The organism is Microbacterium suaedae (assembly GCF_003254645.1).
GTDB classification, from domain to species: Bacteria; Actinomycetota; Actinomycetes; order Actinomycetales; family Microbacteriaceae; genus Microbacterium; species Microbacterium suaedae.
In genome coordinates, this window is sequence record NZ_PNFD01000002.1 from 1 (window position 1) to 13,608 (window position 13,608).

The window sequence follows — 13,608 nt, forward strand, 5'->3', positions numbered from 1 at the left end:
GTATGACGTGGATTACGGGGTGTTGTTCGCGGGGTTGGTGATCTCGGTGGTGCCGATCGCGGTGATCTTCTTGCTGGGTCAGCGGTTCTTCGTCGAGGGCATCGCGACGAGCGGGATGAAGGGCTGAGCCCCATGCGCCGCATCTCCCATTCGATGTACGAGTCGCTGTTCAGCGTCGCTCAGCTCGTCCTGGTGACGAACGCGCTGCTGCTCGTTATGTGCGCGCCGCTGATCGTGCTGCTCGCCACGACGGATCCGTCGCTGTCGTGGCCGCTTCTCGCGGCCGCGGCGGCGCTCACGGGCCCGGGCATCGCGGGAGCCTTCGCCGCGTTCCGCGCGCACCGGGAGGGGGAGCGGGGCGTCATCCGGCCGTTCTTCCGGGGCGTCGCGCGGAGCTGGGCGCGCGCCCTCGCCGTCAGCGCGATCGTCTCGGCGATCGTCGTCGTCGCCGTCGTCGACCTGTTCGTACTCGTTCCGACGGGGCCCGGAGCGCTCGCGGGCCCCGTGCTCGTCGTGATCGCCGTCATCGCGCTCGCGACGGGCATGGTCGCGATCGCGGCGCTCGTCGAGGCGCCGTCCGCACGGCTGCTCGATGTGCTGCGGGCCTCGGCGGCGACGGCCGTGCGGCGCTGGCCGTTCTCGCTGGCCTCTCTCGCGGTCGCGGCGGCGCAGATCGGCGTGTTCGTGATGGCGCCCGCGCTCGCTGTCGGCATCACGGCTGCGGCGTGCCTCTACGTCGTGTGGGCGGGAGCCCGGTACAGCCTGCAGCCTGTCCTGCGCCCGGCGGCGGCCTGACGCCGCGGGGTCCGCGTTCTCGGCGCCCTCTCGCTCGGAAGCGAGTAGCGTCGAGAGCATGCAGGAGAATGCACCCACCCTCGCCGACGACTTCAAGACGGTCTTCCGCTACCACCCGCTTGCCGTGACGCTCGTTACGGCGGTGACACCCGATGGTCCGGTCGGGCTGACGGCGTCGAGCGTATCCTCGGTCGCTGTCGACCCGCCCGCGCTCTCCTTCTCCGTGACGCGCGCGACGGGGACGGCGGGTGCGCTGCTCGGCGCCGACAATCTGCAGGTGCACTTCCTCACGCCGGACCACCTCGACACGGCGGGCCAGTTCGCGCGCTCGGGCGGCGAGCGCTTCGTCGACGGGCAGGGGTGGAGCTTCGACCCCGACGGTGCTCCTCGCCTTGCCGGGACCCGCGCGCGTCTGACCGGCCGGATCATCGACACCGTCGCGGTCGGTGGATCCGTTCTCGTGGTGGCCGAGGTGACGGGTGTCGACGCGGGGGCGCAGGATGATCCGCTGCTCTACGTCGACCGGCGCTTCCACCGATTCGATCCCGAGCACGCGGGTCTCTGAGTCAGTCGGAGAGGTCTTCGAGGGATTCCATCGTCTGGTCCGCGAGGGCGGTGCCGGCGCTGCCATAGAGATGGAAGACGGCGTCGGCGCCATGTGCGATCAGTTCTTCACGGTCGTGGTCGCTGCGGACGACGGCAGCGACGGTGCCGGAGAACCCGCTCTCACGGAGCATCTCGAGCGCGTCGAGGTTCGAGGTGTGGAACGGCATAGCGAGGATCGCGATCTTGATCTGATGTGAGCTCGTCACGCGGTTCCAGAAGTCTGAGTCCGTGGCATCGGCCTGCACGACGTCGAGGTCGGCCTCGCGCAGGCTCTTCACGCGCATCGCGTCGTGTTCGACGCCGATCGTCGCGATCCCATGCTCATCCCGCAGACGCACGAACGCGGCGCGTCCCACGCGCCCCATGCCGAGCACGAGAGCCGTCGCGTGCCCGATGTCGATCGGGCGATCCTCCGGATGCATGCGCGCCGGGTTCTGTGTGGGCATTCGGGATGCGAGCGCCTCCGCGATGCGCACGCCGCGCGCGTTGAGCAGGGAGGACAGCACGAAGCTGATCGCGACGGCGAGGGCGAGAACCGTCACCCAGTCGTCGGTGATGAGGCCGAGAGCAGACCCCGTCACGGCGACGATGAGCCCGAACTCCGAGTAGTTCGCCATGACGAGAGAGGTGAGCCACGACGTCCGGTGTCGCATGCCCATCGCCCACAGGAGCCCCACGTACATGAGGGTCTGCAGGGGAAGCAGGAGCAGCACGAGTCCTGCCATCCCGACGTGCTCCATCGTGGGCACGCCACCGAGCCCGATGTCCAGGAAGAACGCGATGAGCAGAAGCTCCTTCACGCTCAGCAAGCGGTGAGACAGGCCGCTCGCACCGTGGTGGCTTGCGAGGAGCACCCCGATGATGAGCGCGCCGAGATCGCCCTTGAGGCCGACCGCCTCGAACAGGGCGTATCCCGGGACGAGCGCGAGGACGATGCCGTAGAGCACCTCGAGATCGGGCGAGTCGATGAGATCCCAGACGCGCCGGAACACCCAGGCGGCGGGAATCAGGCCGACGAGAGCGAGCGCCCAGGGCGAGGGCATCTCGCCCTTCGCGATCGTGAGGAACGCGACGGCGGCGATGTCCTGCATGACGAGCACGCCGATCGCGATGCGGCCGTAGGTCGCGGTGACGTCGGAACGATCGTCGAGAACCTTGACGACGAACACGGTCGACGAGAACGACAGTCCGAATCCGAGAAGCGCCCAGGTGCCGAGGTCCGTGCCGTCCAGGAGGCCGACCCCGAGAGTCGCGAGGAACGCGAAGAGGCCGATGCCGAGCGCCGTCGACACGAGCATGTGCGTGCCGTTGGTCAGCCAGATCTCCTTGCGTATGAGGGTGCGCACATCGAGCTTGAGCCCGATGCCGAACAGCAGGAGCGTGACGCCGAGACTCGCTGCCTCCTCGACGAGAGGGAGATCGTCGATGCCGCTCGCGCCGAGCGCGAAGCCGGCGGCGAGGAAGCCGACGAGTGGGGGAAGGCGCAGCAGGACAGCACCGAAGCCGAGCGCGAAGGCGACGGCCAGGTAGATAGCGGCCGTCATCGTGAACATATGCGGATTCTATGACAGCGGGCGGGCGGGGAGCACGCGTGTTCTCCATACGATGGGGGGATGAGCGCACATCTCGCAGCCAATCTCTCCCGCGAGGAGACGGCCTCTCGTTCCGCCGCGATCCGGCCTGACGGCGTCCGCGTCGAGCTGGACGTCTCGGGCGCTCGCGCGCCGGAGAACACCGGCTTCCTCACGACGACCACCCTCCGATTCGGAGCGACGAGAGATTCGACCTGGATCGACTTCCTCGGCGAGGACGTGCACAGGGTCGTCGTCAACGGCGTCGATCATCCTGTGATCTGGGACGGAGCGCGCATCACGGTCTCCGGCCTGTCGGAGGCGAACGAGGTGCGCATCGAGGCGACGGGCGCTTACAGCCGCTCGGGCGAGGGCCTGCATCGTTTCGTCGATCCGGTTGACGGCGAGACGTATCTCTACACGCAGTACGAACCCGCCGACTCCCGTCGCGTCATGGCCTGCTTCGAGCAACCCGACATGAAGGCGGCCTACACCTTCGTCGTGACGGCCCCGGCCGGGTGGCATGTGCTCTCGAATCAGCGCTCCGTGCTCACGACCGGCGGTGGCCAGGCGCAGACCGTCGAGTTCGCGCCGACGCTGCCGATCTCGTCGTACATCACGGCGATTGCGGCCGGCCCGTATCACCGCGTCGCATCTGAGTGGAGCGGTGGCGGCCAGAGGATCGAGCTCGGCGCATTCTGCCGCGCATCGCTCGCCGAACACCTCGACAGCGACGAGATCTTCGAGGTCACTCGTCAGGGGCTCGATTTCTTCTCCGAGGCTTTCGCGGTGCCGTATCCGTGGGGCAAGTACGATCAGATCTTCGTTCCCGAGTACAACCTCGGCGCGATGGAGAACCCCGGGCTGGTGACGTTCACCGAGAGCTACGTCTTCCGCGGGGCGTCGACCGATGCGCAGCATGAGGCTCGCGCGAACACGATCCTGCACGAGATGGCCCATATGTGGTTCGGCGACCTCGTCACGATGACGTGGTGGGATGATCTCTGGCTGAAGGAATCTTTCGCCGACTACATGGGCTCCCACGCGTCGGTCGCCGCGACGAGGTTCTCCGATGCGTGGGCATCCTTCGCGAACCGCCGCAAGGCTTGGGCCTATGAGCAGGATCAGCTGCCGACGACGCACCCGATCGTCGCCGACATCCCCGATCTCGAGGCCGCGAAGCTGAACTTCGACGGGATCACCTACGCGAAGGGCGCGTCCGTCCTCAAGCAGCTCGTTGCGTTCGTCGGCGAAGAATCGTTCTTCGAAGGCGCACGGGCGTACTTCCGCGATCACGCATACGGCAACACGACTCTCGACGACCTGCTGCGTGCCCTCGAGTCGGCGTCGGGTCGCGATATGCGCGCCTGGTCGGCGGCGTGGCTCGAGACGACGGGCGTCTCGCTGCTGAGCCTGGAGCGCACCGACGACGGCGTCGTCCTGGAGCAGACGGATCCGCGGCCGCACCGACTGCGCCTGGGCCTGTACGCCTGGCGTGACGGTGCTCTGGTGCGCGGCGACAGCGTTGATCTCGACATCGTCGATGAGCGCACGCCGGTTGATCTCCCGCTTCTGGACGGCGAGGAGGCGGCCCTCGTCCTCATCAACGACGGAGACCTCACCTACGCGAAGGCGCGCCTCGACGCGCGCTCGCTTCGCGCCGTCGAGCGGGGCCTGTCGTCGATCGACGACGCGCTCGCTCGGGGACTCGTCTGGTCGGCGCTGTGGAACGCGACGCGCGACGGCGAGCTGGCAGCGTTGCGCTACCTCGAGATCGTGCGCCGCCATGCGCCGGCGGAGACGAACGTCGGACTCCTCGCGGGCACACTCGGGAACGCCGCGCACGCGGTCGAGCACTTCGTCGCTCGGGAATCGCGCGACGATGCCCGGGCGATGTGGCTCGAGACGAGCTGGGAAGGCCTAGAGGCAGCAGCCCCGGGAAGCGACGCGCAGCTCGCGTGGGCGCGGGCGGTCGGGCGTGCGGCATCGTACGCGGTCGGGCGTGCCGAGGAGTTCAGGAGGATCCTCGCGGGGGAGGACGCGGGGCCGGAGGGTCTGCCCCTCGACGCGGATCTGCGCTGGATCTGGACGCAGGCGCTTGCTTCGACGGGCTACGCGGACGAGGGAACGATCCGAGCCGAGCTCGCGCGCGACGACACGATGTCGGGCCGTACAGCGTCGATCGAGGCCCTCGCCTCGCGGCCGGACGCCAAGGCGCGCGCTGCTGCATGGGAGGCCGCCTGGACCGATGCGAGCCTCACGAACGACCATCTGGGGGCGACGATCTCGGGGTTCCGCGCCGGCGGGCGGCGTGATCTCATCGCGCCGTTCGACGAGAGGTACTTCGCCGCAATCGGGGACGCGTGGAAGACGCGCTCCATCGAGATCGCTCGGCGGCTCGTACGCGGATTGTTCCCCCAGACCGACTCGCTCGATCTTGTGGATGCGTGGCTCGAGGACAATGCGGACGCGCCAGGTTCCCTGCGCCGACTCGTGATCGAGCAGCGCGACCATCTCGCGCGCGATCTGCACGTGCGCTCGCTGCAGTAGCGAACCTGCGCAGGGCGGAGCCCGGTGGCCCCGCCCTGCGTGCGATCAGATGCGGACGAGCATCTTGCCGGTGTTCGCGCCGCGCATCATGTCGAGGAACGCGTCGACGGAGTTTTCGATCCCGTCGACGATCGTCTCGTCGTATGCGATGCGCCCCTCGGACAGCCACGCGCCCATCCGCTCCTGGAACTCAGGAGCGGCCGAGAGGTGATTGCCGATCGTGAAGCCCTCGAGGCGCAGTCCGCGCGTGACGATGTTCGCGAGGTTGTCGGGCCCGGGAACGGGCCCTCCGGAGTTGTACGAGGCGATCGCGCCGCACAGCGCGGCCCGTCCACCGTCCTCGAACGCGTCGAGGGCCGCCTCGAGGTGATCCCCTCCGACGTTGTCGAAGTAGACGTCGATGCCCTCCGGGGCGGCGTTCGCGAGCTGTTCGCGGACGGGGGCGGCCTTGTAGTCGAAGGCTGCGTCGTAGCCGTACTTCGACGTGAGCAGCTCGACCTTCTCCGGGCTGCCGGCCGAGCCGATGACGCGCTTCGCCCCGAGGAGGCGTGCAATCTGTCCCGCGGCAGTGCCGACGGCGCCTGCGGCGCCCGAGATGAACACCGTGTCGCCCTCCTTCATCTCGGCGATACGGGTGAGGCCGACGTAGGCGGTGAGGGCCGTCATGCCGAGCACATGCAGGCGCAGCGAGAGGGAGACGCCCGGCAGATCCGGAACCACGCGGAACTCCGACGCGTCCGCCTGCGCGACGTCGCGCCAGCCGAGCTGATGCACGACGACGCTGCCGACGGGCACGTCGGCAGCGGCCGAGGCGACAACGCGGCCGACCGCGCCGCCCGTCATGGTCTCGCCGAGTGCGTACGGCGCGACGTAGCTGCGGGCGTCATTCATCCGTCCGCGCATATACGGGTCGACGGAGACGAATGCGTTCTCGACGCGCACCTCGCCAGGAGCGGGGTCTTCGTAGCTCACCTGGACTGTGCGGAAGTCGTCATGCGTGGGCCACCCCTGTGGGCGGGAGACGAGCTGGATCTGGGTGCTGATAGCGGAGGTCATCGTTCGGTGTTTCTCCTTGCGGGTCGGGGGAGGTGCGGATCAGAGGCTGAGGCCGACGGAGAGCGCGATCACCGCGAGGGCCGGGACGACGCCCTGCTTCAGCGCGGCTGCGGTCTTGTCGGGGCTCGAGATGAGGAGGACGAGGCTCGCGGCGAGCATCGATCCCGTGCCGGCGAATACCAGCGTCGCACCGATGACGGCGTGACCGACGGCGAAGAGGACGACGCCGATCGTGGTCAGTACCGCGAGGAACAGGTTGTAGAAGCCCTGGTTGAAGGCAAGTGTCTTCTGCGCCTCGGCCTCCTCACGTGTCTGGCCGAACGTTGCGAGAGCGCGCGGGCTCGTCCAGGCGATCGACTCCAAGAAGAAGATGTAGACGTGCACGAGCGACGCGAGGGCGGCGAGCGTCAGGCCGATGATGATCACGAGTTCCCTTTCTGTAATGTTCGTTACACTATAACCAGACAGCAGCGAGACGAGGGCGGTATGGGGCGGAATCCAAGATTCGATCGCGCGGAAGTGGCACGGGCCGCACGTACGGTGTTCTGGCGTCAGGGATATGAAGGTGCCGCGGTGCCCGCTCTCGAGGAGGCCACGGGGCTCGGTCGATCGAGTCTGTACCACGCATTCGGATCCAAGCGCGGACTCTTCGACGCGGCTGTCGACAGCTATCTCGAAGAGGTCGTGCGCCCTCGGCTGCGAACGATGCAGGCGTCTTCTGTGCAGCCCGAGGCGGCGCATGCCTATCTCGCAGGGCTGCGCGATGCGCTCCGCGACGGAGGGACGCTGCCCGCCACGAGCGGCTGTCTGCTCATCAACTCGGCCGCGGCGCCGATCGGAGAGGACGAGGCTGTGGCCGCGACGATCACCGCGTACCGTGCGGAGCTGCGAGGCGCGCTCGCGACGGGAGTCGCGGCGCGCCACCCGGGGCGCGACGAAGGGGAGTGCGCGCGCCTCGCGGACGCCCTGACGGGGCTCGTGATCGCCGCGCTCGCGACCGTTCGCGTGGATGCGGAGGCCGCCGCGCGCACGCTGGACACCGCGATCGATCTGCTCGAGGGATGACGTACCAGCCGCCGCGCGGACGCGGACGGCGGTCTGGTCAGTTCTCCGGTGTCGGCCACCAGCGCGGCATGTTCACGAAGATTCGCTCGGCGAAAGCATCGGCGTCGTCGCTGTCGATGCTCGCCCAGAGTTCGATCGCGCTCACGACGCCGCCGGCGGCGTAGGCGGCGGCGACATCGGTGTCCTGCGGGACATCGACGCCGCTGTCGCGGACCACGGACAGTGCGGAGGTGGCTCGTCGCAGGAAGTGATCGCGGAGACGTTTGCGGAAGCCGAGAGAGACCGGGGAATCGAGGAGCGCGCGAACCGCTCGCCGATCGCGGGCGACCGCGCGAAGCACCGAGATGATCGCCTCGTGATAGGCGCGGCCGATGATCTCCGGGGGTTCACCGTGGCGGGGCGACGCCGCGGCCGCCTCATCGATCATCGATGCGTACACGTCGACGGCGAGCGCGCCGACGCTGTCATAGTGCCCGTAGAAGGTCGTGCGGTGTACGCCGGCTTCGCGGCACAGCTCTGCGACGCCGATGCTCGAGAGGTCTTCGCGCGCGAGCATGCGCACGAGGGCCTCGCCGAGACGCTGACGGCTGCGGACAGCCCGCGGGTCATCTGACGAGGGGTCGGGGGAGGTCGCCATGCAGTAAGTCTGCCGCAGATCGCGCTTCTCGTGCACCCGTCTTCGTGCGTCGCTCACCGCGAACTGTCAGGCACATCGGCGGTGGCGCGCCCGTGTCGGTTCCCTCGTCGGCAACACGCAACACGTACTCTCGTGAGGTCATGATCCGGTTCGAGAACGTCACCAAACGGTACCGCGGCACGAAGGCGCCCGCGCTCGATGGCGTCGACTTCGAGATCTCGCGTGGCGAGTTCGTCTTCCTGGTCGGCGCGTCGGGATCGGGGAAGTCGTCCTGCCTGCGCCTGATGACCCGGGAAGGGGTGCCGAGCGACGGCCGAGTGCTCGTGCTCGGCCGCGACACGAAGACGCTGAGCGATCGCCGCACGCCGTACTTCCGCCGCAACATCGGAACCGTCTTCCAAGACTTCCGACTGCTGCCATCGAAGACCGTGGCGCAGAACATCGCCTTCGCGCTGAAGGTCATCGGGCGCTCCCGGGCCTTCATCCGATCCGCTGTCCCCGAGGCGCTCGAACGCGTCGGCCTCGAAGGGATGGGCCGCCGCATGCCGCACGAGCTCTCGGGTGGTGAGCAGCAGCGCATCGCGATCGCGCGCGCGATCGTCAACCGCCCCCAGATCGTGCTCGCGGACGAGCCGACAGGAAACCTCGACCCGACGACCTCGGTCGAGATCATGCGCGTGCTGGAGTCCATCCACGCGGCTGGCACGACCGTCGTGATGGCGACGCACGAGGCCGCTTTCGTCGACAAGATGCGTCGCCGAGTGATCGAGCTGAGGCACGGGCGCCTGATCCGAGACGAGATCGGCGGGGCCTACGGCGACACATCGGCGCTCAGCACGCTGCGACCCGAGGCCGAGCGCGGCGCGTCGGCGCTCGCAGCCTTCACCGCTGCGCTCGAGGTGCAGCGAGAAGTGTCAGGCGGCGCCGCGGATCCGCGTGCTCATGTGGATCCGTTCGAGACCTCGCGCGACGATGAGGCCGCCGCGGCACCACCCGTGGAGGAAGAGCCGAGCGGGGCAGTGGATCCGGGCGCGACGGCGGGACCGGACGACGCGGCGAAGCCGGAAGACGCCGAGCGCGCCGCCGAACCCGAGATCGACGAACTCGGCATGGCCGACCGCCTGGGGCTCGCGCATCGCGACGACGAAGTGGGTCCGACCTCGTGAATCTCTCCCTCATCCTCTCCGAAGCGCTCCAGGGTCTTCGACGCAACGCGTCGATGGTCGTCTCCGTCATCCTCGTGACGTTCGTGTCCCTCACCTTCGTCGGAGCCGCGGTCCTCATGCAGGCCCAGATCGCGAAGACGAACTCCTATTTCCAGGACCGCGCGCAGGTCGATGTGTACATGTGCTCGGATGCCTCAGTGGTCGACACATGCGTCGATGGATCCGCGACGGACGAGCAGATCTCCGAAGTGCGGGGGCTGCTCGAGGGGTCCATGCTCGCGCCGCTGATCCAGGACTTCTCGTACGAGTCGCAGGAGGAAGCGCACGAGGCGCTCAGCTCCGTCGTTGACGAGGAGATCGCGAACATCATCTCCGTCGAGCAGACGAGTGCGATCTTCCACGTCAACCTGATGGATCCCGACCAGACGAACGTGATCCGTGAGGCCTTCAACGGTGTGCAGGGAGTCGAGGAGGTCGCGGATCAGCTCGAGTACCTCGACCCGCTGTTCGCGACTCTGACAATCGCGACGTATATCGCGGTCGGCATCGCCGTGCTCATGCTCATCTCGGCGGTCCTCCTGATCGCCACGACGATCAGATTGTCCGCGTACGCGCGGCGCCGCGAGGTCGGAATCATGCGACTGGTCGGCGCGTCGAACGCGACGATCCAGACGCCGTTCGTCCTCGAAGGGGTCCTCGCGGCGTTCATCGGCGCGGCGCTCGCGAGCGGCGCCGTGCTCGTGGGAGTACGCATCGGCGTGCAGGACTACCTCGCGCGCGAAGCCGGCGCGATCCCGTGGATCACGCTCGCAGACGCCTGGTACGTCGTGCCCGTCATCGTCGTTCTCGGCGTTACGCTCGCGGCGCTTTCGGCGGGGGTCGCGATCCGTCGCTGGCTCCGCGCCTGACGCACTCGGGTCCGCGTGGCATAGGATGAAAGGCTGTGCGAGACAAGAGTCTGAGGAGGTGAGCGCATGGCTCGTGAGAAGGGCGAGAAGGTCGTCGCGGTGAACCGCCGCGCGCGCCACGAATACACGTTCGAGAAGACGTACGAAGCCGGCATCGCGCTCACCGGCACCGAGGTGAAGTCGCTGCGCGCCGGTCATGCGAACCTCACCGACGGGTACGCGTTCATCGACCGTGGCGAAGCGTGGCTCGACCAGGTGAACATCCCGCAGTACTCGCAGGGCACGTGGACGAACCATGCGGCCAAGCGTCAGCGCAAGCTGCTGCTGCACAAGGATGAGATCACGAAGATCGGGCAGAAGGTCGCGCAGGGCGGCTACACGCTCATCCCGCTCAAGTTGTACTTCGTCGATGGCCGCGCGAAGGTCGAGATCGCGGTCGCGAAGGGCAAGACTCAGTACGACAAGCGCCAGACGCTGCGCGAGCGGCAGGACAAGCGGGAGGCCGAGCGCGCGATGCGCAGCCGCAACCGCCTGGGCGAGTGAGAACCCCGTAGCGCGTCCGACCTCATCGGCGTACCGTCGAAGGTACGCGGAGGTGAAGAACATGCACGCAACGGTGGGTGCGCGTCTCGTCGTCCATTCCCCGCATGTCGGCGAGTCGGAGCAGCACGGAACGGTTCTCGAGGTGCGCGGCGACGACGGAGGTCCGCCGTACCTCGTGCGGTACGACGACGGGCGCGAGTCGCTCCTGTTTCCCGGCGCCGACTGCGAGATCGAGCACGCCGGCTGACGTCGTACACAGGCATCTACGCGACCCCCTGCGCAGTCCCTAGTGTGGGCGCGTGCACCTCGCTCATGCCCTGATGATCGCGGCGCAGGCGGGCTTCGTCGGCGTGGGGGCCGTCCTGACACATATCGATATCCGCGAGCATCGGCTGCCGAATCGGATCCTCGCGCCGGCGACGTTCGCCCTTCTGGCGCTCGCCGTGCTCGCCGCGCTCGCAGAGGGGTCCGCCGATCTCCTTCTTCGCGCCGCCTTGGGCGGATTCGTGCTGGGCGGCATCTACCTGGTGTTGCGCGCGGTCAGCAGGGGCGGTCTCGGCGGGGGAGACGTGAAGCTCGCCGTCCCGGTCGGCATCGTGCTCGCGTGGGATGGATGGGCGGCGCTCGCCGCGGGCGGTGCGCTCGCCTTCGCCGTCGGCGGCCTGTGGGCCGCGGGGATGATCGCGGCCCGGCTCGGCACCGCCTCAACCCATATCGCATTCGGTCCGTGCATGATCCTCGGCGCGGTGGGCGGACTCGCGCTCACGTGAGCCGTTCTCCCGCCCAGAACCTCGATACCGTGGACCTCATGGGCGGCATGCTGCGGATGATCGATCAGGTCGTGAAGCGCGTGCTGCGCCTGCGGCTCGTGCGTGCGTTTCTTCTCTACAGCGACCATCGCGGGGGGCTCCTCGCGGCGGCGATCACCTTCCGCATGCTCTTCGCCGTCTTTGCCGCGGTTCTGCTCGGGTTCTCCGCCGTGACGATCTGGCTCTCGGCGCGCAGCGACCTCGTCGACGCGCTCATCGAGACTGTCAACGACGTCGTTCCGGGACTGCTCGAAGTCGACGGACAAGGGCTCATCGATGTCAGCGCGGCGACGCAGTTCGGCGCAGACAACGTGATCGCGGGCGTCGTCTCGGTGCTCGCGCTCGTCTGGGCCCTTGTGAGCGCCGTCGGCAACCTCCGCATGTCGATCCGAACGATCGCGGGGACGCGTCACGAGAACTCGAATGCCCTTATCATGCGCGCGTTCGACCTGCTGTTCGCCCTGTCGATCGGTGTCCTCCTCATCGCGTCCGCCGCTGCGACGTTCCTCGGGACGGCGTTCGTCGACAGCGCTCTCGAATGGCTCGGGGTGACGCAGGGAGGGGTCGCCGAGGTCCTGACACGCGCCGGAACTGTGTTCGCGACCTTCGTACTCGACGCCGTGGTCATCGCGTGGCTGTTCTGGTTGCAGTCGGGGATGAAGATGGGGGTGCGCACGATGCTCCCGGGGGTTCTCGTCGGCGCGGCGGGACTCGTGCTCCTGCAGCAGGCGTCCAGCCTGTTCGTCGGAGGCGCCGACAACAACCCGCTGCTGAAGTCGTCGGCGTCGCTCATCGCGCTTCTGCTGTGGTTCAACTTCTCCGCGCAGGTCGTGCTGATCGCGTCGGCGTACATCGTGGTGACCGTAGAAGAACAGGACAACCGCGTCGCTGAACGATACGGCGCGGAGAACTTCCACCAGCGCCGTGTGCGCGCGGCTGAACGCGATGTGCGCGTCGCGGATGACGCGCTCCGAGCGGCACGGGCCGAGGAGCGTGCCGCGCGCGAGAAGGCGGCCGAGCGGTCGCGCCGGCTCGCCGCGCGAGCGGAGCGCCGGGGGCGTTGAACGAGGGCGGCGGGATCCGCGGAGACCCGTAGGCTGGATCCATGGCCGCGCAGCGCTCTGTGGAGATCGAGAAGAAGTTCGACGTCGACGCGGGAACGCCGGTGCCCGACTGGACGCAGGTCCCGGGCGTCGCGCGCGTGGGCGCGGGGGAGGAGCGACACCTCGATGCCCGCTATCTGGACACCGCCGATCTCGCTCTCGCCCGCGCGGGCGTTGCTGTCCGACGCCGGACGGGCGGGCCTGATGCCGGCTGGCACATCAAGGGCCCGCTTACAGACGGCGGTCGCGTCGAGCTCGGGTGGCCCCTGAGCGACGACGTTCCCGCGGAGCTACGCAGCGAGCTCGCGCAGTGGACGACCGGTCCGCTCGAGCCCCTCGCGCGCATCGTCAACGACCGCACGGCCTATGCGCTGTTCGATGGTGAAGGCGGGGTCATTGCCGAGTTCGTCGACGACCAGGTTCGCGCGACCGATCTGCGCGAGGGCATCGAGCGCGCCTGGTGCGAGTGGGAGATCGAGCTCGGCCCGGCGGCCCCCGAAGACCGCGACGCGTTCTTCGCGGAGATCGCGCGCGTGGCGACGGCCGCGGGGGCCCGAGACGCCGGCTCCGCGTCGAAGCTCGCCCGCGCCCTCGGGCGGTAGGTCACGCCCCTCCGGGGGGGGGGTAGCGCAGCACCACAACACAACGCAGTCAATCCGGCCCGTCCGTGTCCCGGACCATGGCGTGTCGGCCCCGCGTGTGCGGGAATGACTGCGTTGTGCTGCCGGCGGCACGCCGACGCGGCGAGACGGGAAGCGGGCGGTCACCGACGGCGGAGGCATCTGATTCCACTCCCGTG

At 68.5% G+C, this 13,608-nt stretch carries 15 protein-coding genes; 11 read left to right on the top strand and 4 right to left on the bottom strand.

From position 1 onward, the window contains the following. The first annotated feature begins 132 nt into the window (after positions 1 to 132). Together C0012_RS06505 and C0012_RS06510 are read left to right on the top strand one after the other, a co-directional pair. Positions 133 to 795 carry a ferredoxin-NADPH reductase gene (locus C0012_RS06505; RefSeq protein WP_110589372.1) on the top strand — a complete coding sequence of 221 codons (663 nt, stop codon included), beginning with the start codon at positions 133 to 135 and terminating at the stop codon, positions 793 to 795. A 58-nt stretch (positions 796 to 853) separates the two neighbouring features. Next, positions 854 to 1,360, top strand: a complete 507-nt coding sequence (locus C0012_RS06510; protein WP_110589371.1) for a flavin reductase family protein — start codon at positions 854 to 856, stop codon at positions 1,358 to 1,360. Position 1,361: 1 nt separating this feature from the next. Here C0012_RS06510 and C0012_RS06515 read toward each other — a convergent pair whose 3' ends face one another. Next, positions 1,362 to 2,954 (bottom strand): cation:proton antiporter domain-containing protein, encoded by a 1,593-nt coding sequence (locus tag C0012_RS06515; RefSeq protein ID WP_232527810.1) that lies wholly within the window; start codon positions 2,952 to 2,954, stop codon positions 1,362 to 1,364. 60 nt (positions 2,955 to 3,014) lie between these two features. Between C0012_RS06515 and pepN the strand changes: the two genes are divergently transcribed. Beyond that, positions 3,015 to 5,522, top strand: a complete 2,508-nt coding sequence (pepN, locus tag C0012_RS06520; protein ID WP_110589370.1) for an aminopeptidase N — start codon at positions 3,015 to 3,017, stop codon at positions 5,520 to 5,522. A 45-nt stretch (positions 5,523 to 5,567) separates the two neighbouring features. Here pepN and C0012_RS06525 read toward each other — a convergent pair whose 3' ends face one another. Further along, positions 5,568 to 6,578: an NADP-dependent oxidoreductase gene (locus C0012_RS06525; protein WP_110589369.1), complete on the bottom strand. Its 1,011-nt coding sequence runs from the start codon at positions 6,576 to 6,578 to the stop codon at positions 5,568 to 5,570. A 39-nt stretch (positions 6,579 to 6,617) separates the two neighbouring features. Then, positions 6,618 to 7,004, bottom strand: a complete 387-nt coding sequence (locus C0012_RS06530) for a DUF1304 domain-containing protein (protein ID WP_110589368.1) — start codon at positions 7,002 to 7,004, stop codon at positions 6,618 to 6,620. A gap of 60 nt (positions 7,005 to 7,064) precedes the next feature. Between C0012_RS06530 and C0012_RS06535 the strand changes: the two genes are divergently transcribed. Continuing rightward, entirely contained in the window at positions 7,065 to 7,643 is a 579-nt protein-coding gene (locus tag C0012_RS06535) for a TetR/AcrR family transcriptional regulator (RefSeq protein ID WP_110589367.1), read from the top strand. 37 nt (positions 7,644 to 7,680) lie between these two features. Here C0012_RS06535 and C0012_RS06540 read toward each other — a convergent pair whose 3' ends face one another. After that, entirely contained in the window at positions 7,681 to 8,280 is a 600-nt protein-coding gene (locus tag C0012_RS06540) for a TetR/AcrR family transcriptional regulator (protein ID WP_162621868.1), read from the bottom strand. A gap of 140 nt (positions 8,281 to 8,420) precedes the next feature. On the opposite strand from C0012_RS06540, the gene ftsE reads away from it, so the two are divergent. The 7 genes from ftsE to C0012_RS06575 all read left to right on the top strand — a co-directional run bounded on the left by ftsE (position 8,421) and on the right by C0012_RS06575 (position 13,411). Then, complete coding sequence (gene ftsE / locus C0012_RS06545; protein ID WP_110589450.1) at positions 8,421 to 9,446, top strand: cell division ATP-binding protein FtsE; 1,026 nt, start codon at positions 8,421 to 8,423, stop codon at positions 9,444 to 9,446. After that, positions 9,443 to 10,354, top strand: coding sequence for a permease-like cell division protein FtsX (gene ftsX / locus C0012_RS06550; RefSeq protein WP_110589365.1), 912 nt, complete (start codon positions 9,443 to 9,445; stop codon positions 10,352 to 10,354). The genes ftsE and ftsX overlap by 4 nt, the downstream gene beginning before the upstream one ends. Positions 10,355 to 10,420: 66 nt before the next feature. Beyond that, complete coding sequence (smpB, locus tag C0012_RS06555) at positions 10,421 to 10,897, top strand: SsrA-binding protein SmpB (RefSeq protein ID WP_110589364.1); 477 nt, start codon at positions 10,421 to 10,423, stop codon at positions 10,895 to 10,897. 61 nt (positions 10,898 to 10,958) lie between these two features. Next, positions 10,959 to 11,144 carry a DUF1918 domain-containing protein gene (locus tag C0012_RS06560; RefSeq protein WP_110589449.1) on the top strand — a complete coding sequence of 62 codons (186 nt, stop codon included), beginning with the start codon at positions 10,959 to 10,961 and terminating at the stop codon, positions 11,142 to 11,144. 52 nt (positions 11,145 to 11,196) lie between these two features. After that, the gene (locus C0012_RS06565; RefSeq protein ID WP_232527811.1) at positions 11,197 to 11,667 is read left to right on the top strand and encodes a prepilin peptidase; all 471 of its coding nucleotides are present in this window, start codon (positions 11,197 to 11,199) and stop codon (positions 11,665 to 11,667) included. Next, positions 11,664 to 12,770 (top strand): YihY/virulence factor BrkB family protein, encoded by a 1,107-nt coding sequence (locus C0012_RS06570; protein ID WP_162621867.1) that lies wholly within the window; start codon positions 11,664 to 11,666, stop codon positions 12,768 to 12,770. Before C0012_RS06565 ends, C0012_RS06570 begins: the two co-directional genes overlap by 4 nt. A gap of 41 nt (positions 12,771 to 12,811) precedes the next feature. Continuing rightward, on the top strand, positions 12,812 to 13,411 hold the full coding sequence (locus tag C0012_RS06575) for a CYTH domain-containing protein (RefSeq protein WP_110589361.1): 600 nt from the start codon (positions 12,812 to 12,814) through the stop codon (positions 13,409 to 13,411). Positions 13,412 to 13,608 lie beyond the last annotated feature (197 nt).